This is a genomic window from Oerskovia merdavium (assembly GCF_014836755.1).
In the GTDB taxonomy this organism is placed as follows: domain Bacteria; phylum Actinomycetota; class Actinomycetes; order Actinomycetales; family Cellulomonadaceae; genus Oerskovia; species Oerskovia merdavium.
On sequence record NZ_JACSQF010000007.1, the window covers coordinates 118,279 to 143,529 of the forward strand.

The window sequence follows — 25,251 nt, forward strand, 5'->3', positions numbered from 1 at the left end:
CTGCTGTGCCGCCCGGGACCCGACGAGACCCGGGGCGTGCCCGTCGCCCGGGTGCGCCGGGCTGTGGGTGGCTCGTGATGAGATCTTCCCGTGCTGCACCTCCCGGACCTCCGCCTCGTCCTGCCGGACACCGCTTCCGCGGCGCCCGTCCGGCTCGACGCGACCCAGCGGGCCGCGCTCGACGCGGCGCGCTCGGAACCGGCGACCCTGGTGGTCGGGGCGCCCGGGACGGGCAAGACGACCGTGGCCATCGAGGTCGCCGCACAGGCGTTGAACGAGGGGGTCGACCCGGCACGCGTCCTGGTGATCGCGGCCTCGCGGCGCTCGGCGGCAGAGGTCCGGGACCGGTTGTCGGCCCGCGCGGACCGGACGGTCAGCGCCCCCATGGTGCGCACGGCTGCGGCGGCGGCGTTCGCGGTGCTGCGTGCTCGCGCGGCCGCGATCGGCGAGCCGCCCCCCACGCTCATCTCCGGCCCCGAGCAGGACCTCCTCCTGGCCGAGCTCCTCGCGGGGCACCTCGACGGGGACGGCGTGCCGCTGCGCCTGCCGGACGGGCTGCCGGAGGAGGTACTGGCCCTGCGCGGGCTGCGCCAGGAGCTGCGCGACCTGCTGATGCGCGCGGCCGAGCGTGGCCTGACGCCCGCGGACCTCGACGACCTGGGCGCGGCGCACGAGCGGCCCGAGTGGCGGACCGCCGCGCAGGTCTACCAGGAGTACCTCGACGTGACCGCGCTGCGCGTCGGCACCCCGGACCTGGGCGCGCGCTACGACCCCGCCGTCGTGGTGGACGAGGCCGCCGAGGCGCTGCTCGCCTGGGAGGACGAGGTCACGGGTGCGGTGAAGCCCACGTGGGACCTGGTCGTCGTGGACGACTACCAGGAGGCGACGATCGCCACCGCGCGCTTCTTGCGCGTCGTGCACGACGCGGGCGCACGCCTCGTGCTCCTGGCGGACCCGGACACCGCGGTCCAGACCTTCCGTGGCGCGAGCCCGGGACTGGTCGGTCGGGCTGCGGCACCCGTGCGCCGTCGTGCTGCGACGGGCGAGTTCGACGCGCGCGTCGAGGTCCTCGGGACCGCCTGGCGACAGGAGGACGCGCTGCGCGACGTCACCCGGACCGTGACGACCCAGATCGGTACGGTCGCGGGGGCGGTCCACCGTGGTGCTGCGGCCTCACCCGTTCCCGTCTCCGAGGACGGGGCTCCTCGCGGGGCGTCGGTCGCGCTGCTCGGCAGCGGCGCCGAGGAGGCCGCGTACGTCGCCCGTGAGCTGCGCGCCGAGCACCTGCTGCACGGCACGCCGTGGGGACGTATGGCCGTGGTCTGCCGCGCAGGGGCCCAGCTCGCGACGCTCCGGCGCGCCCTCATCGCGGCCTCGGTGCCCGTCGGGATCCTCGGCTCGGACGTCCCGCTGCGCGAGGAGCCCGCGGTCACGCCGCTGCTCGCGATCATGCGCGTCGCGGTGGGCCTGCCCCCGGCCGGGTACTCCCGGGGCCTGGACGGCGTGCGCGGCACAGCAGGGATCGACGACGCCGTGACCCGTGACGTGGGAGACCCCGCCGAGACCCTGATCGAGCGGGAGCCGCAGGTTTCCGGCGCGGCCTTCGACGAGCTGGACCCCGTGACGGCTGCTGCGCTCGTGACCTCTCCCGTGGGCGGGCTGGACGTGGTCGCGCTGCGACGCCTGCGCCGGGCGCTGCGCGCCGAGGAGCTCGGGTCGGGCGGCGGGCGCACGTCGGACGCGCTCCTGGTCGAGGTCCTGCTCGACCCGTCGCGCGCCGCGACGCTGCCCGCGAGCGTGCGCCGTGGAGCCTTGGCCGTGGCCCGGGTGATCGCGGCCGGACGCGAGTCCACGCTGGCCCCCGACGCGACCGCGCAGACCGTCCTCTGGGCGATCTGGAGCGCGACCGGGCTCTCGGACCGCTGGCGCGACGCCGCGCTGGGCGGGGGAGCGGTCGGTGCGCGCGCCGACCGCGACCTCGACGCGGTCCTCGCCCTCTTCCGAGCCGCCGAGACGTTCGTCGACCGCATGCCGGGAGCCCCGCCGTCGGCGTTCGTGGAGTACCTCGAGTCCCAGGACCTCCCCGCGGACTCGCTCGCGGCCAGGGCTGCCGGGACGGACTCGGTCGCGGCGCTCACGCCCGCGGGCGCCGCGGGGCGCGAGTGGGACGTGGTGGTCGTGGCCGGGGTCCAGGACGGCGTGTGGCCGGACCTGCGCCTGCGCGACTCCCTGCTCGGCTCGGAGGCGCTCGCCGAGCTCCTCGCGGGGCGCTCGCAGGACGCGCACGGCCTGGGCCCGGACGCACGGCGCGCCGTCCTGACCGACGAGCTGCGCTCGTTCGCGGTCGCGACGTCCCGCGCGTCGCGCCGCCTGCTCGTCACCGCCGTGAGCGACGTCGACGAGGTGCCCTCGCCCTTCGTCGACCTCGTGTGCCCACCGGCAGGACCGGGCGACCCCGAGGGTGCGGACGGCGGGCCCCAGGACGGTGGCGACGGGGACGACCCGGTGGGATCCGACGAGGAGCGCGACCCTCGCCGTGTCCAGGTCGGGCCACCCCTCGACCTGCGCGGTCTCGTGGCCGCGGCGCGCAGCCTGCTCGTGGAAGAGGTCGTGCGCGGGGACGGTGCCACGCGAGACGAGCGGGGCCCTGCCGACCCCGAGCGTCCCGAGGCGCTCGCGGAGCTGCTCGCCGACCTGGCGCTCGCAGGGGTGGGCGAGGCCCGCCCCGAGTCCTGGTACGGCGTCAACCCCGTCTCGAGCACCGAGCCCCTGTGGGGGCCGGAGGACACCGTCATGATCTCGCCGTCCAAGGTCGAGTCGGTGAGCAGGTGCGCGCTGCGCTGGGCCGTGGAGAGCGCGGGCGGCACGGCCCCCGACGCGACGGCCCAGTCGCTCGGCAACCTGGTCCACTCGATCGCGCAGGAGGCCCCGCGCGGCACGCACTCCGAGCTCGCCGCCGAGCTGGACCGTCGCTGGCCCGAGCTCGCGCTCACGCCGGGCTGGCCCACGACCCAGACACGCCACAAGGCCGAGGACATGGTCGGCCGCCTCGCGGGATACCTCCAGGCCTCGGGCGAGCCGCTCCTGGTCGAGGCGCCGTTCGAGCTGGAGATCGGCCGCGCCGTGCTGCGCGGGGTCATCGACCGGGTCGAGGACGCCGGGGACGGCGCGGTGCGCGTCGCGGACCTCAAGACGGGCAAGACCAAGCCGTCCGTCGCGGAAGCCGTGACCAACCCCCAGCTCGGTACGTACCAGCTCGCGGTCGAGGGCGGCGCGCTCGACCTGCCCGAGGGCACGCGGAGCGCCGGCGCGCAGCTCGTGTTCGTGGGAGACGGCAAGGACGCCGGGCTGCGGACACAGTCCGCGCTGGAGCCCGAGCCCGACGGGTCGAGCTGGGCACGCGAGCTCGTCGAGGACGTCGCGGACACCATGGCCGACTCGGTGTTCACGGCCCGCGAGAACAAGCTGTGCTCGGTGTGCCCCGTGCGCAGGTCCTGCCCCCTGATGACGGAAGGCCGCCAGGTGATCGCATGAGCGCCGAGTCGCTGTTCGAGGAGCTGGACCTCGGGCCCGTCGGACAACCGGCCGGGGCCGTCGGGGAGGGCACGCGCGAGCTGCCCGAGCCCCGTTTCTCGGCCGTGCGGATCGCGGAGATGCTGGGTCGTCCCCGGCCCACCGACGAACAGGTCGCCGTGATCGAGGCGCCGCTCGCGCCGCTGCTGGTCGTGGCCGGGGCAGGGTCGGGCAAGACCGAGACCATGGCCGCGCGTGTCGTGTGGCTCATCGCGAACGAGTGGGTCGCCAAGGAGGCCGTGCTCGGGCTGACGTTCACCCGCAAGGCTGCGGGCGAGCTCGCCGAGCGGGTCCAGTCGCGTCTCCTGCAGCTCGACCGCGCGCTGGGCAACGACGGCGCGGCGCTGTCGATGCTGGACCGGCCCGCGATCTCGACCTACAACTCGTACGCCGCCTCGCTCGTGGGGGACCACGCGCTGCGCATCGGGATCGAGCCCGGCGCGCGGCTGCTCTCGGAGGCCAGCCAGTGGCAGCTCGCGGCAGAGGTCGTCGAGAGCTGGGCGGGTGACCTCCAGACCGACGCCGCGTTCTCCACGGTCGTCGGCGCGGTGCTGTCGCTGTCCGGGGCGCTCAGCGAGCACCTGCTGAGCCCCGACGAGGCCCGCGCGGGCATCGCGGGCATCGTCGACTCGATCCTCGCGACGCCGCTCGGCGGCAAGCGCACCGAGCACTACGCCGAGGTCAAGAGGCTCCTCGGCTCGCTCGGGGAGCGGCACCGGCTGCTCGACGTCGTCGAGACCTACCAGGAGCGCAAGCGGACCTCGGACTCGCTCGACTTCGGGGACCAGGTCGCGATCGCTGCCCGCCTCGCGCGGGACGTCCCTGCCGTCGGGGCAGGGGAGCGGGCGCGGTACGGGGTCGTGCTGCTCGACGAGTACCAGGACACGTCGTACGCGCAGGTCGAGCTCCTGTGCGCGTTGTTCGGCGGGCACCCGGTCACGGCCGTGGGCGACCCGAACCAGTCGATCTACGGCTGGCGTGGCGCGAGCGCGTCGGGCCTCGCACGCTTCCCCGAACGGTTCCGCACGACGGGGCCCGGCAGTACGGGGGCACCTGCGGACGTGCGATACCTCAGCACGTCGTGGCGCAACGACCGGGCCGTCCTGGCCGCGGCCAACGTCACGGCCGCGCCGCTGCGCGAGGGGGCCACGCGCGTGCCCGTGCCGCAGCTCGACGAACGTCCCGGGGCCGGACGTGGCGTCGTGACCGGGGTCTACGCGGCGACGCTCGAGGAGGAGGCTGCGGCGGTCGCGGACTTCGTCGCGGAACGCTGGCGCCCGCGCACGCGCCGTCAGGAACGTGTGACCGCGGCCGTGCTGTGCCGTGCACGCTCGCAGTTCCTCGCGATGGAGGTCGCGCTGCGCGCCAAGGGGCTGCCGGTCGAGGTCGTGGGCCTGGGGGGCCTGCTCTCGACACCGGAGGTCGTGGACCTCGTCGCACTCCTGGAGGTCGCGCACGACCCGTCGCGCGGCGACTCGCTCATGCGCATCCTCACGGGTCCGCGCCTCAACCTGGGTGCAGCGGACCTGCACGCGCTGAGCAGCTGGGCGGCGGACCTGGCACGCCGGGACGCGGCGCGCCGCCCGTCGGCGGACTCCTCTCCGGCCGGCCCGTCGGGCGGTGAGGGGGCGGTCGAGCTGCCCGGCGTCGCCGAGGACGGGACGCTCACCGTGGTCGAGGGCGACGTGGTCGACCACCGGTCGATCGTCGACGCGCTCGACGACCTGCCCGCGCCCGGACGCGCTGCGCGTGACGGTCGTGAGCTCACCGAGGAGGGGCACGCGCGGCTGGCTGCGCTGGCCAAGGTCTTGCGTGACCTGCGCGGGCAGACGTACCTGTCCTTGCCGGAGCTCGTGACGCAGGCCGAGCGAGCCCTCGGCCTCGACATCGAGGTCACCACCGCCGCCACGCTCGCGGCGGGAGGGTTCGGCGAGGAGGTCGGTGACCGAGGGCGAGCGCACCTCGACGCGTTCCGTGACGTCGCCGCGACGTTCTCGCAGTCGGCGGACCTGCCGACGCTCGGCGCCTTCCTCGCATGGCTCGGCACGGCCGGCTCGCAGGAACGTGGCCTCGACCTGCCAGTGCGCGAGCCTGACCCCGACGCGGTGCAGATCATCACGGTGCACGCCTCGAAGGGCCTGGAGTGGGACGTCGTCGCGGTTCCGGGAATGGTCGACGGGATCTTCCCCAACACCGCGGTGGGGGACAAGGGCCCGACGGACAGCGGCTGGTTCACGGGGCTGGGCAACCTGCCGTACCCGTTGCGCGGTGACGCCGAGGACCTGCCCGTCTTCCACCACGAGGTCGCGGAGGACGCCAAGGACCTCGACGGTCGACGCAAGGAGTTCCTCGCGGCGAGCGGCGAGCACCAGGTCGACGAGGAGCGCCGTCTCGCGTACGTGGCGTTCACGCGCGCTCGCGCCGAGCTGCTGCTGGCCGGGTCGTGGTGGCGTGACGCGACCAGGCCGCGCACACCCTCACCGTTCCTCGTGGAGCTCGCCGAGGCCGGCATCGTCAGCGACGCCGACTGGGCCACCATGCCCGCGAAGGACGAGACCAACCCGCGCGACGAGCTGGTCCACGAGGCCGACTGGCCGCGCGGGGAGCCGGCTGCCGGTCGGAGCGAGGCCGCCGGCGCCGCGGCCGGAGACTCGACCGAGGCGGTCCTTCCGTCGACCGAGCCGCGTGCCCGCGCGGTCGTGCGGGCGGCCGCGAGCAGGGTCCGGGAGCGGATCGACGCCCGGGCGTCGATCGTGGCGGACGAGGGGCCAGGTGCTGGGCCGAGCGCGCTGCAGGAGGGGCGTTCGCCGCTGCTCGACCCCTCGGGCACGGACCTGCGCGAGCTCGCGCGCATCCTGCTCGAGGAGCGCGACCGCCGTGACGCCCGGAGCAGCGAGATCACGTTCCCCGCGCACATCTCGGCGTCGGGGCTCGTGCGGCTCGCCGCCGACCGGGACGAGTACGCGCTGCACCTGCGGCGTCCGGTGCCCGCGCAGCCCACGGTGCACGCGCGCCGCGGCACGCAGTTCCACCTGTGGGCCGAGCAGTACTTCACGTCGTCGTCGCTGCTCGACGTCGACGACCTGCCAGGGGCTGACGACGAGGACATCTCCCCGGACCTGGACCTCGACGCGCTCCAGCAGACGTTCCTCGCCTCGGAGTGGGCGGGGCGCACGCCGATCGCCGTGGAGGTCGACGTCGAGACCCCCGTGGGCGGCATCATGTTCCGCTCGCGCATCGACGCCGTCTTCCCCGAGAGCCCCGAGCACGCCGGCGGTGCGCGGGATGCCGTCGTCGTCGTGGACTGGAAGACGGGCAAGGCTCCGCGCGACGCCGAGGCCCGGCGCACGCGTGAGGTCCAGCTCGCGGTCTACCGGCTCGCGTGGTCTCGCTGGTCCGGGCTGCCGGTCGAGAAGGTCAACGCGGCGTTCTACTACCTGGGCTCGGACGAGACGGTGCGTCCGGAACGGCTGCTCGACGCGGCCGAGCTCGAGGCGCTCGTGGCGGGGCGCGGCACGTGATCGCTCCGACCTCCGGCTACCGCTCGTCGTCCCCGCTCGTCACCTCGTCCAGGTCCAGGAGCATGTCGACGGCGTCGGCGACCACGTCGTCGAGACCGTGCCGCACGCCGTGCAGCAGCCAGCGGGCCAGGGCCAGCTCGCCCGCGAGCAGGGCCCGGTCCGTCAGGTGCGGGTCGGTGAGCTCGGTGCGGCGCAGCTGGTACGCCTCCATGATCGAGTCGATCGCCTCGGGCGGGGCCGCGACGAGCAGCCACGCGAGGTCGTCGGCGGGGTCGGCCACCCGTGCCTCGGCCCAGTCGGTCACGGCGACGACGCGCCCGCGCGCGACGAGCACCTGACCTGCGCCGAGGTCCCCGTGGACCACGACCGGCTGGTACTTCCACAGCGACACGTCCTCGAGCGCGGCCTCCCAGCGGCGCAGGAGCCGGGCGGGCACCTTGCCGGTCTTCGCGGCCTCGTCGACCTCGGCCAGGCGCCGGTCGCGGTACTCGGCGGCCGTGTAGACGGGCAGGCCCGCGTTCTCGACGACGGACTGCGGCAGCTCGTGCACCGCGGCGAGCACGCGCCCCAGGTCCGCGGCGAGCCCCGGGCCGGGGCGCAGGGTGTCGAGGTCGAGCGGGACGCCGCCGTACCGGTGGTGCACCACGGCGCGCCCGCCCTCGGGCAGGAGGGCGTAACCCAGCACGTCGGGCACGGTGAAGGACAGGACGCCCGTCGTCACGTAGTGGCGCAGCGAGTCCAGGAGGGCCGTCTCGGCCTCGAGGGCGGCACCGGCCGCGAGCGTGCGAGGAGCGCGGACGACCCATTCCTGCCCGTCGCCGTCGGTGACGATCGCGACGTCGTCGTCCCCTGTCGCCTCGGACGGTCGGACCGACCGGACGTCGAGGCCGGGGACGGCTGCGGTCGCGAGCGCGGCGAGGGTGAGAGGTGAGCGTGGCACGCGTCCACGGTAGTCGGTGCGCGGCGGCAGGCCGTCCCGGTGGCAGGTGTGTCCGCGAAGCGAGCCGCGCCGGGTGCACGATGAGCACGGCGAGCGCCGCGCGCCCGGCGTGACCTACGGTCGACAGGTGACCGACCAGACCTCGCCCGCAGCACCCGTCCAGGCCCCGCAGCCCCCGGCGGGCCCCCTTGCACGTCCCAGCGCGTTCGCCGCGCACCTGCCGCTCGCCGACTCCGCGCTCGACCGTGCCGCGCACCGTCGCACCGAGGAGGGCCTGTTCGCGACGCTGCGCGCGGACCCCTCGACCCGCGTGGTCCTGCTGCACCGGGGGCGTCTCGCGGCCGTGCCGGACGGCCTCGCGCTGGCCACCCCTCAGGACGTCGCTGCCGTTCCCGAGCCCCACGCGGCCACGGGCGACCACAGCAACACGCCGCGCTGGATCTTCCTGGGCGAGGACGGGCCGTCGGGCACGTCCTTCCTGGCCCTCCTCCTGCCCGACGACGCCGACGACCTCGATCTCGACATCGAGGGAGTGGATCCCTCCGGCCCGCTGTCGGTCCTGGTGCGCGCGCACGAGTGGGCGGGCCTGCGCGAGCTGGCCTCGCGCCTCGGTCCGCTCGACACGGGGCTCGCCACCGAGACGGTCGCTCTCGCGGCCTGGCACGCGGCCAACGAGCGCTGCCCGCGCTGCGGCGAGCCGACCGTCCCGGTCGCGGCGGGCTGGGTCCGGCGCTGCGTGGCGCAGGACATCGAGCACTACCCGCGCACGGACCCGGCGGTCATCATGGCGGTCGTCGACCCGGGCACGGGAACCGGCGACGACCGGCTCCTGCTGGGGCACGCCGCGCACTGGCCCGAGGGGCGCTTCTCGACGCTCGCCGGCTACGTCGAGCCGGGCGAGGGGCTCGAGCAGGCCGTGCGGCGCGAGGTCGGCGAGGAGGTCGGCGTCCGGATCGGCGAGGTCGTCTACCGTGCGAGCCAGCCGTGGCCGTTCCCTGCCTCGCTCATGCTGGGCTTCACGGCGACGGCGCTCACGACGGACGTCCGGCCCGACGGCGAGGAGGTCACCGACGCGCGCTGGTTCACCCGGGCGGAGCTCACCGAGGCCACGGAGAGCGGGGAGGTGAAGCTGCCGAGCCGTTCCTCGATCGCGCGGGCGCTCGTCGAGGAGTGGTTCGGGGGTCCGCTCGCGGGGGAGTGACGTACCACGGGGTCGTCCAGAGTGCTCGACGGGCCGATCCTCGATGCCCCTGTTCTTCGCGGCGTTCCTCTTCGAGGCGACCATGACCGAGCCAGGCTTCTTCGTCGGCGCGCACGTCCTGGTCGGGCTCGGCGCGGTCTGCTTCACGCTCTTCTCGATCGTGTCGATCCTCGAGGCGGGAACCTCGAAGTAGCCGGTCAGCCGGGCACGTGCGGGCTGCGCGTGCGCGCGACCGCGGGCTGCGGAGCACGATCCGAGCACGGCAGAAGGCCCCGGACTCCGGTCCGGGGCCGTCTGCGACGACGACGCGCCGCGTGGTGCGCGACAGCACCTCGTCCGGAGGCGGGGAGGTCAGGCCGCGAGGCGCTCCTTGACCTGGGCGAGCGACGGGTTGGTCGCCGCGGTCCCGTCCGGGAAGACGACGGTCGGCACGGTCTGGTTGCCACCGTTGACCTGCTCGACGTAGGCCGCGCTCTCCGGGTGCTCCTCGATGTTGACCTCGGTGTACCCGATGCCCGCGGAGTCGAGCTGGGTCTTCAGGCGACGGCAGTATCCGCACCAGCTCGTCGAGTACATGACGATCGATCCGGCGTCGGGGGTGGTCGGGGCCGTGGCCATCGGTGCTCCTTCGTTCGCGGGGCCCGGGCGTGCGCACGGGCCGGCAGCCGCGCCGGGTGCGGGACCCGGGTGCTGCCGTCGTGGGCAACGTCCGCGGGGGTGCGGTTGTTCCCCGTCGGGCGAGGGCGGTCTTCGTCGGGGGTGCTCGGCTCGGCGAGCTCCCGTGCGCGACCGTGCCGGCGTCAGCGCCGTTCGGCGAGGTCGGTGACCTCCTCGAACGGTGTCCCCAGGCCGACCACGGCATCTCCTCCGGTGACCCCGGCCTCGATCACGACCGCGACGACGTCGGTGGTCGCCCAGGTCTGGTGGACCTCGCCCCGCTCCCAGACGACTGCCTCGCCGCTCGTCAGGGCGAGTCTCGTCTGCTCGGGGCCTGTGCCCGAGGACACGACGGCCTCGCCCGAGACGACTGCGAAGACCTGCGGCGCCGTGGCGGGATGCTCACCCAGCGTGCCACCCGCACGGACGCGGGCGACGTTCACGTGCGTCCGCTCGGAGTGCTCGACCAACGGGAGGAGCGTCATGTCGACTCCCGAGCTCCCGAACCGGTCGATCGTGTGCTGGGGAAGGCGGAAGATGCGCATCGGTCGATTGTGGCAGCGCTGGCACGCCTCGTCCCGGTCGCGCGTTCCCGGTCGCGCTCGACGGCGACCGCGCCCGACGACGACCCCACCCTGTGGAGAGTGGCGTCCGGTGTGGGCGGCGGCTGAGAGAATCGACGTGATGCCGAACGAGTCAGCGGACCAGATCCTCGAAGCCCTCGACCCCGACCAGCGTGATGTCGCCCTCGCGCTGCACGGGCCCGTCTGCGTGCTCGCGGGTGCGGGCACGGGAAAGACACGAGCCATCACGCACCGCATCGCCTACGGCGTGCGGACGGGCGTGTACACGCCCACGAGCGTGCTCGCCGTGACGTTCACGGCCCGCGCCGCGGGCGAGATGCGCACGCGACTGCGCGAGCTCGGCGCCACCGGGGTCCAGGCCCGGACGTTCCACGCCGCGGCGCTGCGCCAGCTCAGCTACTTCTGGCCCAAGGTCGTGGGCGGCGCCCCGCCGCGCATCCTCGAGTACAAGGCGGCCGTGGTCGGCGAGTCCGCGCGGCGGCTGGGCCTCGGCGTGGACCGCATCGCGGTCCGTGACCTGTCCTCGGAGGTCGAGTGGGCCAAGGTCTCGCTCGTCACGGCGGACGACTACGTGAAGGCGTGCGCGGCGATCGACCGCCCGGCGCCCGCGGGGTACGACCACCAGACGGTGGCTCGTCTCATCGCCTCGTACGAGGAGGTCAAGACCGAGCGCTCGGTCATCGACTTCGAGGACGTCCTGCTCATGCTCGGCGACATGCTCTCGTCGCAGGGCGCCATGGCCGACGAGGTCCGGCGCCAGTACCGCCACTTCGTGGTCGACGAGTACCAGGACGTCTCCCCGCTCCAGCAGTTCGTCCTCGACCAGTGGCTCGGTGGACGCAAGGAGCTGTGCGTCGTGGGTGACCCGTCGCAGACCATCTACTCCTTCACGGGAGCCACTCCCCACCACCTCCTCACCTTCCCCACGAAGTACCCGGGCGCGCAGGTCGTCAAGCTCGTCCGCGACTACCGCTCCACGCCCCAGGTCGTGACGCTCGCGAACCAGCTCCTGGCGCGTGCGGGGCGCCGCGGGGGAGCACACCAGGCTCTCGAGCTCATCGCCCAGCGGCCCTCGGGCCCGCCCGTCGCGTACGTCGCCTACGACGACGACGAGGCCGAGGCCAAGGGCGTCGCCGCGCAGATCGGGCGGCTCCTGGCCGCGGGGACGCGAGCGAGCGAGATCGCGATCCTCTACCGCACCAACGCCCAGTCGGAGGGGTTCGAGCAGGCGCTCGCGGACGCGGGCATCGCCTACCTGGTCCGTGGCGGGGAGCGTTTCTTCCAGCGCAAGGAGGTGCGTGACGCGATCGTGCTGCTGCGCGGCGCGGCCCGGTCCGCGGACCCGGCGGTCCCCATGCCGGAGACGGTCCGCGACGTGCTCATGTCGGCCGGGTGGGCCTCCGAGCCGCCGTCCGCGCGGGGCGCGGCCCGCGAGCGCTGGGAGTCCATGCAGGCACTGGTGGCCCTGGCCGACGACGTCGCGCGCGTCGCGCCCGAGGACGCGCCTCCCACGGTGGCCTCGTTCGTCGCGGAGCTCGACGAGCGTGCGTCGGCCCAGCACGCGCCCACGGTCGAGGGCGTGACGCTCGCCTCGCTGCACGCGGCCAAGGGGCTCGAGTGGGACGCGGTGTTCCTCGCCGGGATGAGCGAGGGGCTCATGCCCATCTCGCTCGCGGAGACGGACGAGGCCGTGGCCGAGGAGCGACGCCTGCTCTACGTGGGGATCACGCGTGCCCGTGAGCACCTGCAGGTCTCGTTCGGCCGGTCCCGCAACCCTGGTGGGCGGGCCACGCGCCGTCGCACCCGGTTCCTCGACGGCCTGTGGCCCGACGACGAGCAGTCGCGCACCCCTCGACGCAGTCGCGCCAACCAGAACAAGGTGCACCTCACGGGTGAGTACGACCGCGCGCTGTTCGAGCAGCTGCGCGAGTGGCGGCTGTCGGTCGCGCAGGAGACGGACAAGCCGGCGTTCACGATCCTCGTGGACACCACGCTCGCGGCGATCGCCGAGACGCGTCCCTCCTCGGTGCCGGACCTCGCGAAGATCAACGGGATCGGACCGGCCAAGATCGAGAAGTACGGCGAGACCCTGCTGGACATCGTGGCGCGATCCGGGGCCTGACCTGGGGGTCGGGCGGACCCTTCGCGGCCACCCGAAAAACTCGTCGAGAAGAATCTCGATAAATAAGTTGTGCCCCCTTCCGAGGGCGGCATATGGTTCAGGAGTCCTTGTAGGAGAGGCGCGCGCCGAGAGGCGAGCGCTCGACGGAGATTGGAGGTGGGTGAACATGGTGAAGCAGATCCTGACGACGAACCCGACACATGTGTCGGCCGATCCGAGCAACCGCGCACGACGCGGCGGATCCCTCGTCATCCGCCCCGCGCCCGACTCCGCACTGAGGACGTCGCCGGTCTAGTCACCGGCACCACCCTTCTCAGGCCGCGGAGTCCACCTGGACCCGCGGCCTTCGTGTTTCTCCGAATGCGATCGTCTTCCCGGTCAGCCGTCCACCATCCCGGACGCGACGACCATCTGCGGGTCCTGTGACAAAGAAGTTCACACGCAAACAGGACATCACTGGAGGACATCGTGCGGCTCACCGCGCTGCTCGACAACATCACTGCCCAGGGCGGATCCGGCCCCTGGACTCCCCATCAGCCCCTCTCCACCCCCCTCGGTTCGTCCGACGCGGCCGAGTTCGACCGGCTCCTCGCCGGTCTCCTGCCGTGCCGGACGAATGACCCCGAGCTCTGGTTCGCCGAGCAGTCGACCCAGGTCGAGCAGGCCAAGGCCCTGTGCCAGGCGTGCCCGCTCGTCGCGGGCTGCCTGGCCGGCGCCCTCGAGCGCCAGGAGCCGTGGGGCGTCTGGGGCGGCGAGGTCTTCGTCGACGGAGCCGTCGTCGCCCGCAAGCGTGGGCGTGGACGGCCGAGCAAGGCCGAGGTCCTCGCCCGTCAGGCCGAGGAGGCGGCTGCCCGCGAGGCAGCCGGGTCCGTCTCGGCATCATCGGCGGCCTGACGACATGGCCGCCGCACCCGTCAGGCTCGAGCACCCGCACCGCGGGTGGCTCACCACCTCGCGCAGCCTCGGCACGGCATCGGGAACACCGATCTCGATGCAGGCCGTGGCTGCGCGGGGCGTCAGCCCGTCGAGGTGCACGAGCACCTGGCTCGCGGCGATCGCCGAGCCGACTGCTGCCAGCGTGGTCTCCTCGACGTCGAGGACCTCGCGCTGAGGATCCCGGAGCTGGTCCGCGAGCTGCGGCCACTGCGGGTCGAGGTCGGCACGATGCCCCTCGACGCACCGGACGCACGGCGTCCGCCCCGGTCGGACGAACGGTCCGACCACCACGTCAGCCTCCCGCACCACCACAGGTAGGTGCGGTGTCCCGTCGCCTGTGAACCGCCCGTACCTGTCGGGGCGAAGCACGCGGCGCTCGATCACCACGACCACGTCCGGGCGTTGCGCGTGGGGCGAGACCCAGCGCGAGGCGTTGACCACCCGGGCCCGCACCTGCGGTGCGAGGTCCGCGAGGAGCCGCGCGGCGGCCTCGCGGCGCGGCATCCCGACGTCTCGCGGCCGGTAGCCGCCGAGCCCGACGTCGGTCGCCTGGACCGGCGCGGCGTCGTCGAGCAGGAGGGTCCCGACCCCCGCCGTGGCGAGGACGACCGCGGTCCCGACGCCCAACCTTCCCAGGCCGTCGATCGCGACGGCCGCGCTCGCGCGGCGGGACAGCGTCGCGTGCCCCGCCGCGTCGGGGCGCAGGAGCGAGAGCGTCGCGGCGTCGGCCGCGCCGCGTGCGGGCGCGGTCACGTCCTCGCGCACCTCGTCCGGCTGCCCGACGACGAGGAGCGCCTCGCGCAGATGGCGCAGGATCGCGCGTTGCCGCTCGGGCGGGATGGCACGGACCTCGGCCGGGGCCAGCAGGAGAGGTCGGGCCGAGCGGTCGTGGTCGAGGAGCCACGCCTCCTCGTCCTCGCTCAGACCGCTCAGGAGCACGCTCCACCGGTCGTCGGTGCCGTACTGCAGCTCGCCGGGGCCGCGGCGCAGCACGATGGTCCCTGGGCGCAGCCGGACGGGGAACGGGGATGTGTCGACCATGGGCGTCTCCTCGGCTGTGGGCTCTCGGAGATGCTCCGTCGGAGCCTGCGCGGTTCAGCCTGCCAGCGCCCCGCCCCTCGCGGACGTTGTCCACAGCCGCGTTTGCACAGGCCCGCCACGCCCGCGGCGCGCGGCCAACGCTTGACCGTTTCTCGACGGTTTCTCGCACACGCGTCGCAGAATCGTCGGCGTGGTCTATGGCATATGTCACGATGAACCACTACGGTCTGTGCCGTGGCCTACGAAGCCGAGCGAGGTACCCAGGGTGGTGCCGAGACGTACGTCGAGGTGCGCCGGAGCCGTCGTCGCAAGAGCACGGTCAGCGCATACCGCGACGGGGAGCGCACCATCGTGTCGATCCCCGCGCGGTTCACGCGAGCCCAGGAACGCGAGTGGGTGCAGCGGATGCTGGACCGGCTCGCGGACAAGGAGAGACGGCGCAGGCCCTCCGACGCCGAGCTCGTCGCGCGCGCCACGGAGCTCTCGACCAAGTACCTCGACGGACGGGCGCACCCCACGAGCGTGCGCTGGTCCAGCAACCAGGGCCGACGCTGGGGCTCGTGCACCCTGATCGACGGCAGCATCCGGATCTCGACGCGCGTCCAGGGCATGCCCGAGTGGGTCCTGGACTACGTGCTGCTGCACGAGCTCGCGCACCTGCTGCACGCCGGGCACGGCCCGGGGTTCTGGGCTCTGCTCGAGTCCTACCCGCGGACGGAGCGTGCCAAGGGCTTCCTCGAGGGGGTCTCGTTCACCCGTGACGGCGGTGCCCCCGAGTCACCGGACGACGACAAGGGTGCCCCGCCCCACGTCGAGGTCGAGGCGCACCCTGCGGCGGCGCAGGACGGGGCCACACCGGAACCCGCTCCACGGGCGACGCCCGACCGGCACGCCGTGCCGGCCGGACGCGGCGCGCAGACCCCCGCGAGGCAGGCCGCGCGCTAGGTGCGCGGGGAGCCGTCGGCCTCGGTGTCGTCGGTCGAGCCGTCGGCCTCGTTGAAGATGTCCGCGAGCGCCTTGTCGAGGTCGGTCTGCTCGGCCTGGACCTCGGCGCGCCGCGACTGGTAGCCGGACGGGTCGTCGAGGTCGAGCGGGCTGGGTAGCAGGTCCGGGTGGTCCCACACGGCGTCGCGGGCGTCGGCGCCGCCCTGGACCGCGATGAGCGCCCACAGCGTCGCGGCGTCGCGCGAGCGCCGCGGCCGCAGCTCGAGCCCCACGAGGGTCGAGAAGATCTGCTCGGCGGGGCCGCCGGCCGCCCGCCGGCGGCGCAGCATCTCGCGCAGCGGTACGGCGTGGGGAAGGTGGGGGAGCGCGGCCTGTGCGCTGACCTCGTCGACCCAGCCCTCGACGAGCGCGAGCGCGGTCTCGAGCCGGAGCAGCGTGGCCTCCTGCTCGGGGGTGTTCTGGAGGCCGAACACCCCACCCGACAGCGCGTTCTGGAGGGCGCCCGTGTCGGTCACGTCGATGTCGGAGAGCTGGGACTCGAGCGCGTCGAGGTCGATCGTGATGCCGCGCGCGTACGCCTCGACCAGCCCGAGCAGGTGCCCGCGGAGCCAGCTCACGTGCGTGAAGAGGCGCGCGTGCGCGGCCTCGCGCAGCGCGAGGAAGAGACGGACCTCCTCGAGCGGTGCGTCGAGCCCCTCGGCGAAGGCCGCGACGTTCGTGGGGAGCAGCGCAGTGGCGGGCTCGGGGAGCAGCGGCAGCCCGATGTCCGTCACGCCGAAGACCTCGCGCGACATGGTCCCCGTCGCCTGCCCGATCTGCATGCCGAACACCGCGGAACCGAGCCGGCGCATCATCTGTGCGGGGTCGAAGTCGGCGCCGAGCGCGCCCGCAGGCAGCCCAGGGATGCCGAACGACCCGGCGTCGAGCGCGTCCCCGCCGCCGGGGAGCTGGTCACGCAGGACCGTGGAGAGCGCGTCGGCGACCGACGACGCGACGGGGGCGGCGAGCGCGTTCCACGCGGGGAGCGTCTTCTCGACCCACTCCGACCGGCTCCACGCGTACCGCTTGCCTCCCGCGGGCGGGAGGTCGGTCACGGCGTCGAGCCACAGCTCGGCGACCGACAGGGCCTCCGTCGCGGACCGCACCCGGGCGGGCGTGAGCGACGGGTCTCCCTCTGCGACAGCCACCTGGCGCGCGATGTCGTGCGCGACGTCGGTGTTGACCGGGCCGTTGCCCGAGCTCGCGAGGAGCCTCTGGACCTGGGCGAGCACGTGCTTCATCGCGGCCGGGTCGTTGCTCAGGCCGCTGCCGGCGGCGAGCGCCGCCGGGTCGAGACCGCGTGCACGCAGCTCGCGCAGCGCTTCGTCGGCGTCCGCGCCGAACATGGATCGCAGGAGTTCTTCCCACTGCGCGTCGGGCTGGTCGCCCGCGCCGGAGGCGAACTCGTCGGGCGGTTGGCTGCTCATCGGGGTCTCCTCGGGATAGCGTCAGGAATCACCGTAACCACAATCTGGGACCAGCAAGGGGGCGCGAGGCATGTCGGAGGGCTCGGTTCGCTCACGGCGCAGCGCGCCGGGGGCAGGGACGCCCGGTCCGTCGAGCGCGCCCGGGGAGGACGACGGACGGGCGAGCGGCGCCGTCGGGCAGGGGGACGGCGCGGCGACGGACGCCGCCTCGGACGGTCAGGGCGAGCGCCCTGGCGCCGACGACACGACCGTGGTCGTGGGCGAGGGGCGCGTCGCGGCGCTCGTGCGTGAGGCGCTCGGCGGGCGGGGCCAAGAGCGGGCGCCGACCGAGGCCAACGACCTGGCCGCGCCGTGGATCGCGGGTGCGCGGACCGTGGTCGTGGTCGCGCCCGCGGGGGAGTTCGGGATCAGGGCGCTCAAGGGCGAGACGCGCCGGGCCTTCCTCGTCGAGCAGGCGCGCCGTGTCGTCCGTGCGGCCGCCGCGCACGGCGTGCGCCAGGTCGTGGCGGTCACGTCCGCGACGGTGCACGGCGCGAGCGCCGACCGGCCCGTCGTCGAGGACGCCGACCCCGTCTCTCCGGACGCCGCAGGATTCGTCGCGGACCTCGTCGCGTTCGAGGAGGCGCTCGCCCACGAGGTGGGGCTGGCGGGCGAGCCCGTGCGGCTCGCCGTCCTTCGCCCCGCGGTCGTCGTCGGCCCCGAGGTCGACACGATCCTCACGCGACACTTCGAGGCGCCTCGCCTGCTCGTGGTCAAGGGCAGCGAGCGCCCCTGGCAGCTCGTGCACACCGACGACCTCGCCGCGGCGGTCCGCCTCGTCGCGGACGGAGGGCTGTCCGGGACGTTCACGGTCGGGGCGATCGACGAGCTCGGCGAGCCCGACGTGGTGACTCCTGCCGAGCTGGTCGAGCGCACGGGGCTGGCGACCGTGAGCCTGCCCGCGGCGACCGCGTTCGGTGCAGCCGAGCGGCTGCACCGCGTGGGCGTGCTGCCCTCGCCCGCGAGCGACATGGCGTTCGTCGTGCACCCGTGGACCGTCTCCGCGCGCGGCCTGCACGAGGCGGGCTGGGTGCCTGCGTGGTCGAGCGCCGAGTGCGTCGACGTCCTCATGGACGGTGTGCGCGGCCGGATCGCAGTGGGTGGCCGTCGTGTGGGTGGCCGGGACGCCGCGGCGCTGGGGGCCGCGGGGGCGGCGGTCGCGCTCCTGGGGACGGCCGCGATCTGGCGGCAGGCCCGACGGCGGTGAGCCGCCTCGGGCGGTGGCCTCGCCCAGGGCGGGCCTCTCGTCGGGCGTGCTCCCCGTGAGGTGAGGGGATCTCCCGGCGCGCGCGACGTCGTCGGGGGCTGGCAGGAACCTCACGGCCCGCCGCCAGCGAACCTTCAGGATTCTCGGGGATGATAGCGACGTGACAGAACCGCTCGCCCCCCGAGACCCGCACGAGCCCGCGCCCGGCGCCGACCCGTTCGGCCCTCCGCCCGAGGACGACTACACGCCTCCTCCCGTGACGCGCCGCTCGCTCACGCTCGGGATCTCGTTGCTGGCCACGACCCTCCTGGTCGCGGGCCTCGCGGTCATGCCCGCGCCCTACGTGGTGCGCTCGCCCGGCCCCACGCAGGACACGCTCGGCAAGCAGAACGACCGCGAGCTCATCCAGATCGAGGGTGCTGAGACGTTCGACTCGACGGGCGAGCTCCTGCTGACCACGGTGTCGGTCGCAGGCGGCCCCGGGTACCCCGCGAACCTGTTCCAGGTGGTCGAGGGCTGGGCCCAGCGGTCGCGGTCCGTGCGCCCCGTCGAGGAGACGTTCCCGCGCAACGTGACCCAGGAGGAGACGGCCGAGGAGAGCCAGGCCGAGATGCTGTCCTCGCAGGAGACAGCGACCGTGGCCGCGCTCACCGAGCTCGGCTACGAGGTGCCCGCGACGCTCACGATCCAGGGCGCCGCGAAGGACACGGGCGCGGCCGGCGTCGTCGAGGAGGGCGACGTCATCACGTCCGTCGACGGCAAGGAGGTCGTGACCTACCAGGACCTCATCGACGAGCTCGCGACCGTGCCCCCGGGCGAGGACGTGGTGCTGGGCGTCGACCGCGACGGCGAGGTCGTGGACCTCACGATCACGACCCAGGAGGCCGACGGCAAGGCGATCCTGGGCGTCTTCATCGACCCCGACTTCGAGCTGCCGATCGACGTGAAGATCCAGATCGACGACATCGGCGGCCCCTCGGCGGGCACCATGTTCGCGCTCGGGATCATCGACCAGCTCACGCCCGAGGACGAGGCCAACGGCAACGTCATCGCGGGCACCGGGACCATGAGCGTCGAGGGGAACGTCGGGCCCATCGGTGGGATCCAGCAGAAGCTCTACGGTGCGAAGCGCGACGGCGCGACCTGGTTCCTGGCCCCCGAGTCGAACTGCGACGAGGTCGTCGGGAACGTGCCCGAGGGCCTGAACGTCGTCAAGATCGCGACGCTCGAGGACGCGCGTGACGCGATGGTGGCGATCGGCGAGGGCGAGGGCGCGAGCCTGCCGACGTGCACCTCGTGACCGCGAGGACCTGAGAGGCCGCACCGAGACGACGACGGACTCGGCTGCCGACCCGGCTGCCGGAACGACGACGGGGCCGGACGCCCACGGTCGCCCGGCCCCGCCGCCGTGCTCTGCGCCTACTCGAACGTGGCGCGCAGCGCCTCGATGAGACCGGGGACCAGGTCCGGCCCGAACGCCACGTCCGTCCCGTCGTCGTTGGCCCGCGTGCGGACCGCGCACCACGGGGTGCCGTCGCGCAGGACGCCGACCGCGAGGCGCACGTCCTGCCGGTCCGGGTGCGAGGACAGGTAGGCGAGCGCGGCCGCGGGATCGGTCGGCAGGCCCTCCTCGGCCGAGGGCGGCAGGATGACGCGCTCGGCGACGATCGCGGCGCCGTCGACCGTCGGCGGCCACGACAGCGTGCCGAGCAGCTCCTCGAGCGTCTCGGCGTCGGGCAGACCCTCCTGCTCGACCGAGACCAGGTGGTCGGGGATGCCGCGCGCCGCGGTCACGACCTCGGGCGGGAGCTGGTCGGCCAGGCCGGGGTTGGCGGCGATCGCGTCGGCGGTACGCACGAGCGCGAACACACGGGGCGGCGAGTCCCAGCCGTCGGCCGCGACGTGGGCCTCGACGTCGCGGACGGCGTCGGCGAGCGCGAGCTGGGCGAGGGGGACGATCGGCGCGGGGGCGTCGTCGGGCACGCCCGTGGGGGCGGGCGCGGTGAGGTCGTCGGGCTGGTCGGGGGCCGGGGAGGTCGTGTCGGGCATGGCACCAGCATGTCAGGCCCGACGGCGTCGGCGCAGTCGGCGGGTCCGGTCCGAGGTCCTGTGGGAACCTGGAACCGCTGCGGGCCGTTGACGGAATGGACGGCCTGTGGCCGGACCCTGTCAGGGCTGTGGACCACCTGTGAGAACAGGAGGTCGGCGCGAGCGACGGGGGCCGGTGCAGACGCCCGACGACCTGACGCTCGACCGAACGCAAAGAGGTAAGCCCACCGTGTCATTCGCCGCAGCGCCACGACGCCCCGCAGGGCGCGAGGCCGGCTCCAAACGACGACGTAGCCCGCTCGGCATTGCCGTCGCAGTCGTGGCCGCCCTCGTCCTCCTGCTGTTCCTGCTCGCCCAGTTCTGGACCGAGGTCCTCTGGTTCACCCAGCTCGGGTTCGAGGACGTCCTGTGGACCGAGTGGGGGACCCGCGCGGCGCTGTTCGTCGGCGGCTTCCTGGTGATGGGAGGACTCGTCTTCCTGTCCCTGTCGCTCGCGTACCGCTCGCGCCCCATCTACGCACCCTCGACGCCCGAGCAGGCGACGCTGGACCAGTACCGCGAGGCCGTCGAGCCGCTGCGCAAGGTCGTGACCGTCGCGGGGCCGGCCATCATCGGCTTCTTCGCCGGCGCGGCGGCCTCCTCGCAGTGGAGCACGGTGATCCTCGCGCTCAACTCCGAGCCGTTCGGCACCAAGGACCCGCAGTACGGGATGGACATCTCGTTCTTCGTGTTCACGCTGCCCGTGCTGCGCTTCGCGGTCGGTTTCCTCATGGCCGCGGTGATCATCGCGGGCATCGGGGCGCTCGCGACGCACTACCTGTACGGCGGCCTGCGCATCGGCGCGGGGGCCGGGAACGGGCCGCGCACCACCAAGGCGGCGCGCGTGCAGCTCTCGGTGACGGCTGCGGTCCTCATGCTCCTCATCGGCGCGAACTACTGGCTCGACCGCTACTCGCTGCTGACCTCGTCGGGTGACAAGTTCGACGGCGCCTCGTACGCCGACGTCAACGCGGTGATCCCCTCGAAGGCGATCCTGACCGGTGTCGCGATCCTCGTGGCGCTGCTGTTCGTGCTCACGGCGATCCGCGGGAACTGGCGCCTGCCGGCGATCGGGGTCGGCCTGATGGTCGTCTCCGCGATCGCGATCGGCGGCATCTACCCTGCCGTCGTCCAGCGCTTCCAGGTCGCGCCGAACGCCCAGGAGTTCGAGGCCGAGTACATCCAGCGCAACATCGACGCGACCAAGTCCGCGTTCGGGCTCGACGACGTCGAGGCCGCGAACTACGACGCGAAGACCGAGGCGGAGGCGGGCGCACTGCGCGCGGACGCCGACACGACGGCGTCGATCCGTCTGCTCGACCCGCAGATCGTGAGCCCCACGTTCCGCCAGCTCCAGCAGAACAAGCAGTACTACAACTTCCAGGAGACCCTCTCGGTCGACCGGTACATGATCGACGGCGAGAGCCGCGACACCGTGATCGCGGTCCGCGAGCTCGACCTCGACGGTCTGGGCGCGAGCCAGCGCAACTGGGTCAACGACCACACCGTGTACACGCACGGCTACGGCGTCGTCGCCGCGTACGGCAACCAGATCGGCCCGGGCGGACAGCCGGCCTTCTACGAGGGCGACATCCCCTCGGTGGGCTCGCTGCCCGAGTACGAGCCGCGCATCTACTTCAGCCCGGAGTCCGACCAGTACTCGATCGTCGGCGCCCCCGAGGGCACCAAGTCGTGGGAGTTCGACTACCCGGACGACGACGCGGGCGGCCAGGTGACCAACACCTACGGCGCCGAGGACGGGGCCGTCGCAGGCCCGAGCGTGGGCTCGTTCGGCAACAAGCTGCTCTACGCGCTCAAGTTCGGCTCCGAGCAGATCCTGTTCTCGGAGCGCGTGACCGACGAGTCGCAGATCCTGTACGACCGGTCGCCGCGCGACCGCGTCGCCAAGGTTGCCCCGTACCTGACGCTCGACGGCAAGGTCTACCCGGCCGTCGTCGACGGACGCGTCAAGTGGATCGTCGACGGCTACACCACGACGAACTCCTACCCGTACTCGGCGTCGCGTCCCCTCGACGAGGCGACCCAGGACACGCTGACGGCGACCTCGCAGTCGGTGGCCGCGCTGGCGCCGCAGCAGGTCAACTACATCCGCAACTCGGTCAAGGCCACGGTCGACGCGTACGACGGTTCCGTGGACCTGTACGCGTGGGACACCGAGGACCCGATCCTCAAGGCGTGGGACAACGTGTTCCCGACGTCGCTCAAGCCGATCTCCGAGATCAGCGGCGACCTGATGAGCCACCTGCGCTACCCCGAGGACATGTTCAAGGTCCAGCGTTCGCTCCTCACGAGCTACCACGTGGACGACGCCCGCGAGTTCTTCTCCGGTCAGGACTTCTGGAACGTGCCGCGGGACCCCACGGCCGAGGGCACGGGCAACTCCAAGCCGTACCAGCCGCCGTACTACCTGACGCTCCAGATGCCGGGTCAGGAGGCTCCGGCGTTCTCGCTCATGACGACGTTCATCCCGGGCGGCAACTCCGACCGCGAGATCCTCACGGGCTTCCTCGCGGTCGACGCGGAGGCCGGGAGCACCGCGGGCGTCAAGGCGGACAGCTACGGCAAGCTCAGGCTGCTCGAGCTGCCACGCAACGCGACCGTGCCTGGACCCGGTCAGGTGCAGAACACGTTCAACTCGAACCCGACGGTCTCCAACGAGCTCAACATCCTCAGCCGAGGCAACTCGACCGTGATCCACGGCAACCTGCTGACGCTCCCGGTGGGTGGCGGTCTGCTCTACGTGCAGCCGGTGTACGTCCAGGCGTCGACGGGGACCAAGTTCCCGCTGCTGCGCAAGGTGCTGGTCAACTTCGGTGACCAGGTCGGGTTCGCTGACACGCTCGACGAGGCCCTCAACCAGGTCTTCGGCGGCGAGTCGGGGGCCGACGCCGGGGACGCCGGGGGAGAGGTCCTGCCGGAGATCCCGACCGACGGGGAGACCACCCCGCCGGCCGAGGGCACCGATCCCGGGACGGGCACCACGCCGGACACCGGGACCGAGGCGCCCGAGGCCAGGGCCCGCCTGGACCAGGCGCTCCAGGCAGCCAGCCAGGCGATCAAGGACGGCCAGGCCGCCCTCGCCGAGGGTGACTTCGCGGCCTATGGCGAGTCGCAGGAACGCCTCCAGACCGCCCTCGAGACGGCCATCGCGGCCGAGCAGGAGCTGGGGGGAACCACGACCCCGTGAGACGGCGCCCCGGCACGGGGTGCTCGGACGGTGGTCGGCCGGTGAGGTGACCGGCACGACGACGGAGCGCCGCTCCAGATCCACAAGGGTCGGGAGCGGCGCTCCGTCGTGTCTGGGCCCGCCACGGCTCAGGACCGCCTGCCGAGGGTGTCGGAACCGCCGCCGGGGTGACGACACGCGGTACCAGAGGGCGCGGCTTGTCATTTCTGGTACGGCAGGCAAACATTGGGCCTCATGACCAGTGCAACCGTTTGCAGCAACGCTTACATCGTCGAGGGGGTGCTCGGCTCGCTGCCGACGGTCGCACTCGTCCATCCGAGCGGCGCCGAGCTCGTCGTCGCCCTGCGTGGCGCGACCGTGCTGGCCTGGCGGGCGCCGTGGGGTGCAGGCTCCGAGGAGCGCGAGGTCCGCGACCTGCTCGACGGCTACGTGGCCGAGTCCGAGCTGCTCGCGCAGGAGGCGACGCGCTCGGGGCTCATGTTCCCGTTCGCCAACCGCGTGGCTGCGGGCACCTACACGTTCGACGGCGTCACGCACCACGTCCCGCCCGCACCGGGCGAGGTCGGCACCCTGCACGGCTTCGTCCGGCTCCAGGACTGGGAGCTCGTGCCGGGCGTCGACGCGGAGGACTCCGTCGACGGGGCGGTCTCGGTGGAGCTCGCGACGTGCGTCCGGTCGACCGACGTCGCGGGCTACCCGTTCGACCTCGAGACGAGGATCCGCTTCGAGCTGACCGAGGAGTCGCTCGACGTCACCTGGTCCTACCGCAACGTGGGACGGCTGGCCGCGCCGGTCACGGCGGGTTGGCACCCGTACTTCCGCGTCCCGGGCCATGCCACGATCGACGCGCTCGAGCTGCACGTGCCGGCGCGTGCGACGGTCGCGACGGACGCGGGCCTCATCCCGCTCGACGGCGAGGCGGCCCGGGAGGTGCGTGCCGCCGTCGGGCCGCTGGGGCTCGCCGGGACCACGCTCGACACCGCGTTCACCGGCCTCGTGCCCGACGCTGACGGCCTGGCGCGCACCCGGGTCCTCGACCCGGCGACGGGCGCCGGGGTCGAGGTGTGGCAGGAGCGGGGCAACATGCACGTCTACACGGGCGACGGGCTGGGCAGCCGGGCGCGGGCGTCGATCGCGCTCGAGCCTGTCGAGAGCCTGACGAACGCCTTCAACCGACCGGACTGTGCACAGCAGGTTCGGCTCGCTGCGGGCGAGGAGCGCGAGTTCCGGTTCGGTGCCCGTGTGATCGCTCCGCGCGAGGGCTGAAACGGGGGGCCGGGGTGCCCGATTTGGCGCCTCGGCCCATCTCCCGTAAGGTTGTGTTTACCGACGCGGGGTGGAGCAGCTCGGTAGCTCGCTGGGCTCATAACCCAGAGGTCGCAGGTTCAAATCCTGCCCCCGCTACAAAGGAAGGCCCGGTTCAGCAGAAATGCTGCACCGGGCCTTCGTCATTTCCTCGGCCGTGAGGGGCCCGCTCCGACGGACCGTTGGGCAGGCCGGGTTCCGGCTCGTGAACGGATCCGCCTCACCGCGGTCCCGCTGTCCGGTCCGGCGTCTCGGCGGCTGGAGGGCATCCTCCGTGGTGTGACGTGGCCGACAGGGAATCGAGTAGGAGTCCCGGCAGATGATCCCGTAGAGTGGTGTTCACCGACGCGGGGTGGAGCAGCTCGGTAGCTCGCTGGGCTCATAACCCAGAGGTCGCAGGTTCAAATCCTGCCCCCGC

The 25,251-nt window shown here is 73.4% G+C and carries 17 protein-coding genes and 2 tRNA genes; 13 read left to right on the forward strand and 6 right to left on the reverse strand.

Annotated features, from left to right (window positions below):
• Positions 1-93 precede the first annotated feature (93 nt).
• Together H9641_RS08575 and H9641_RS08580 are read left to right on the forward strand one after the other, a co-directional pair.
• Positions 94-3,534, forward strand: a complete 3,441-nt coding sequence (locus H9641_RS08575; RefSeq protein ID WP_225220220.1) for a UrvD/REP family ATP-dependent DNA helicase — start codon at positions 94-96, stop codon at positions 3,532-3,534.
• Complete coding sequence (locus tag H9641_RS08580) at positions 3,531-7,094, forward strand: UvrD-helicase domain-containing protein (RefSeq protein ID WP_191802832.1); 3,564 nt, start codon at positions 3,531-3,533, stop codon at positions 7,092-7,094. Before H9641_RS08575 ends, H9641_RS08580 begins: the two co-directional genes overlap by 4 nt.
• Positions 7,095-7,110: 16 nt before the next feature.
• Here the strand turns inward: H9641_RS08580 and H9641_RS08585 are convergent, their stop codons facing one another.
• Positions 7,111-8,034, reverse strand: a complete 924-nt coding sequence (locus tag H9641_RS08585) for a phosphotransferase (RefSeq protein WP_191802834.1) — start codon at positions 8,032-8,034, stop codon at positions 7,111-7,113.
• Between the two features lie 127 nt (positions 8,035-8,161).
• Between H9641_RS08585 and nudC the strand changes: the two genes are divergently transcribed.
• Complete coding sequence (gene nudC, locus H9641_RS08590; protein WP_318244468.1) at positions 8,162-9,235, forward strand: NAD(+) diphosphatase; 1,074 nt, start codon at positions 8,162-8,164, stop codon at positions 9,233-9,235.
• Between the two features lie 43 nt (positions 9,236-9,278).
• Positions 9,279-9,428, forward strand: a complete 150-nt coding sequence (locus tag H9641_RS08595; protein WP_191802836.1) for a DUF2776 family protein — start codon at positions 9,279-9,281, stop codon at positions 9,426-9,428.
• A 158-nt stretch (positions 9,429-9,586) separates the two neighbouring features.
• Here H9641_RS08595 and H9641_RS08600 read toward each other — a convergent pair whose 3' ends face one another.
• Positions 9,587-9,853, reverse strand: coding sequence for a mycoredoxin (locus H9641_RS08600; RefSeq protein ID WP_068625587.1), 267 nt, complete (start codon positions 9,851-9,853; stop codon positions 9,587-9,589).
• Positions 9,854-10,035: 182 nt separating this feature from the next.
• Positions 10,036-10,437, reverse strand: coding sequence for a cupin domain-containing protein (locus tag H9641_RS08605; protein WP_191802838.1), 402 nt, complete (start codon positions 10,435-10,437; stop codon positions 10,036-10,038).
• A gap of 139 nt (positions 10,438-10,576) precedes the next feature.
• Here H9641_RS08605 and H9641_RS08610 point away from each other — a divergent pair, with 139 nt between their 5' ends.
• Entirely contained in the window at positions 10,577-12,598 is a 2,022-nt protein-coding gene (locus tag H9641_RS08610) for an ATP-dependent DNA helicase UvrD2 (RefSeq protein ID WP_191802840.1), read from the forward strand.
• 468 nt (positions 12,599-13,066) lie between these two features.
• Positions 13,067-13,492: a WhiB family transcriptional regulator gene (locus tag H9641_RS08615; RefSeq protein WP_191802841.1), complete on the forward strand. Its 426-nt coding sequence runs from the start codon at positions 13,067-13,069 to the stop codon at positions 13,490-13,492.
• On the opposite strand, the gene H9641_RS08620 is transcribed toward H9641_RS08615, so the two are convergent.
• Positions 13,478-14,575, reverse strand: a complete 1,098-nt coding sequence (locus H9641_RS08620) for a ThiF family adenylyltransferase (protein ID WP_191802843.1) — start codon at positions 14,573-14,575, stop codon at positions 13,478-13,480. The two genes, H9641_RS08615 and H9641_RS08620, sit on opposite strands and share 15 nt — an antisense overlap.
• A 234-nt stretch (positions 14,576-14,809) precedes the next feature.
• On the opposite strand from H9641_RS08620, the gene H9641_RS08625 reads away from it, so the two are divergent.
• Positions 14,810-15,520 carry a SprT-like domain-containing protein gene (locus H9641_RS08625; protein ID WP_318244469.1) on the forward strand — a complete coding sequence of 237 codons (711 nt, stop codon included), beginning with the start codon at positions 14,810-14,812 and terminating at the stop codon, positions 15,518-15,520.
• On the opposite strand, the gene H9641_RS08630 is transcribed toward H9641_RS08625, so the two are convergent.
• A complete protein-coding gene (locus H9641_RS08630; RefSeq protein ID WP_191802845.1) occupies positions 15,517-16,986 on the reverse strand; it encodes a zinc-dependent metalloprotease in 1,470 nt (489 codons plus the stop codon). The two genes, H9641_RS08625 and H9641_RS08630, sit on opposite strands and share 4 nt — an antisense overlap.
• Positions 16,987-17,056: 70 nt before the next feature.
• Here H9641_RS08630 and H9641_RS08635 point away from each other — a divergent pair, with 70 nt between their 5' ends.
• Positions 17,057-18,232 (forward strand): NAD-dependent epimerase/dehydratase family protein, encoded by a 1,176-nt coding sequence (locus H9641_RS08635; protein WP_191802847.1) that lies wholly within the window; start codon positions 17,057-17,059, stop codon positions 18,230-18,232.
• A 160-nt stretch (positions 18,233-18,392) separates the two neighbouring features.
• A complete protein-coding gene (locus H9641_RS08640) occupies positions 18,393-19,532 on the forward strand; it encodes a YlbL family protein (RefSeq protein WP_318244470.1) in 1,140 nt (379 codons plus the stop codon).
• Positions 19,533-19,651: 119 nt separating this feature from the next.
• Here H9641_RS08640 and H9641_RS08645 read toward each other — a convergent pair whose 3' ends face one another.
• Complete coding sequence (locus tag H9641_RS08645) at positions 19,652-20,281, reverse strand: PPA1309 family protein (RefSeq protein WP_225220194.1); 630 nt, start codon at positions 20,279-20,281, stop codon at positions 19,652-19,654.
• A 229-nt stretch (positions 20,282-20,510) separates the two neighbouring features.
• Between H9641_RS08645 and H9641_RS08650 the strand changes: the two genes are divergently transcribed.
• The 4 genes from H9641_RS08650 (at position 20,511) to H9641_RS08665 (ending at position 25,251) form a co-directional block, all read left to right on the forward strand.
• The gene (locus H9641_RS08650; protein ID WP_191802849.1) at positions 20,511-23,528 is read left to right on the forward strand and encodes a UPF0182 family membrane protein; all 3,018 of its coding nucleotides are present in this window, start codon (positions 20,511-20,513) and stop codon (positions 23,526-23,528) included.
• A 234-nt stretch (positions 23,529-23,762) separates the two neighbouring features.
• Positions 23,763-24,794, forward strand: a complete 1,032-nt coding sequence (locus tag H9641_RS08655; RefSeq protein ID WP_191802851.1) for an aldose 1-epimerase — start codon at positions 23,763-23,765, stop codon at positions 24,792-24,794.
• A gap of 64 nt (positions 24,795-24,858) precedes the next feature.
• A tRNA-Met gene (locus H9641_RS08660) sits at positions 24,859-24,932 on the forward strand.
• Positions 24,933-25,179: 247 nt separating this feature from the next.
• Positions 25,180-25,251: transfer RNA gene (locus H9641_RS08665), tRNA-Met, on the forward strand.

What these genes read in the sequence shown, in the direction of transcription:
- H9641_RS08580 (WP_191802832.1), top strand. Translation starts at nt 3,531, where the DNA reads ATGAGCGCCGAGTCGCTGTTCGAGGAGCTGGACCTCGGGCCCGTCGGA.
- H9641_RS08595 (WP_191802836.1), top strand. Translation starts at nt 9,279, where the DNA reads ATGCCCCTGTTCTTCGCGGCGTTCCTCTTCGAGGCGACCATGACCGAG.
- H9641_RS08600 (WP_068625587.1), bottom strand. Translation starts at nt 9,853, where the DNA reads ATGGCCACGGCCCCGACCACCCCCGACGCCGGATCGATCGTCATGTAC.
- H9641_RS08605 (WP_191802838.1), bottom strand. Translation starts at nt 10,437, where the DNA reads ATGCGCATCTTCCGCCTTCCCCAGCACACGATCGACCGGTTCGGGAGC.
- H9641_RS08610 (WP_191802840.1), top strand. Translation starts at nt 10,577, where the DNA reads ATGCCGAACGAGTCAGCGGACCAGATCCTCGAAGCCCTCGACCCCGAC.
- H9641_RS08620 (WP_191802843.1), bottom strand. Translation starts at nt 14,575, where the DNA reads ATGGTCGACACATCCCCGTTCCCCGTCCGGCTGCGCCCAGGGACCATC.
- H9641_RS08630 (WP_191802845.1), bottom strand. Translation starts at nt 16,986, where the DNA reads ATGAGCAGCCAACCGCCCGACGAGTTCGCCTCCGGCGCGGGCGACCAG.
- H9641_RS08635 (WP_191802847.1), top strand. Translation starts at nt 17,057, where the DNA reads ATGTCGGAGGGCTCGGTTCGCTCACGGCGCAGCGCGCCGGGGGCAGGG.
- H9641_RS08645 (WP_225220194.1), bottom strand. Translation starts at nt 20,281, where the DNA reads ATGCCCGACACGACCTCCCCGGCCCCCGACCAGCCCGACGACCTCACC.
- H9641_RS08655 (WP_191802851.1), top strand. Translation starts at nt 23,763, where the DNA reads ATGACCAGTGCAACCGTTTGCAGCAACGCTTACATCGTCGAGGGGGTG.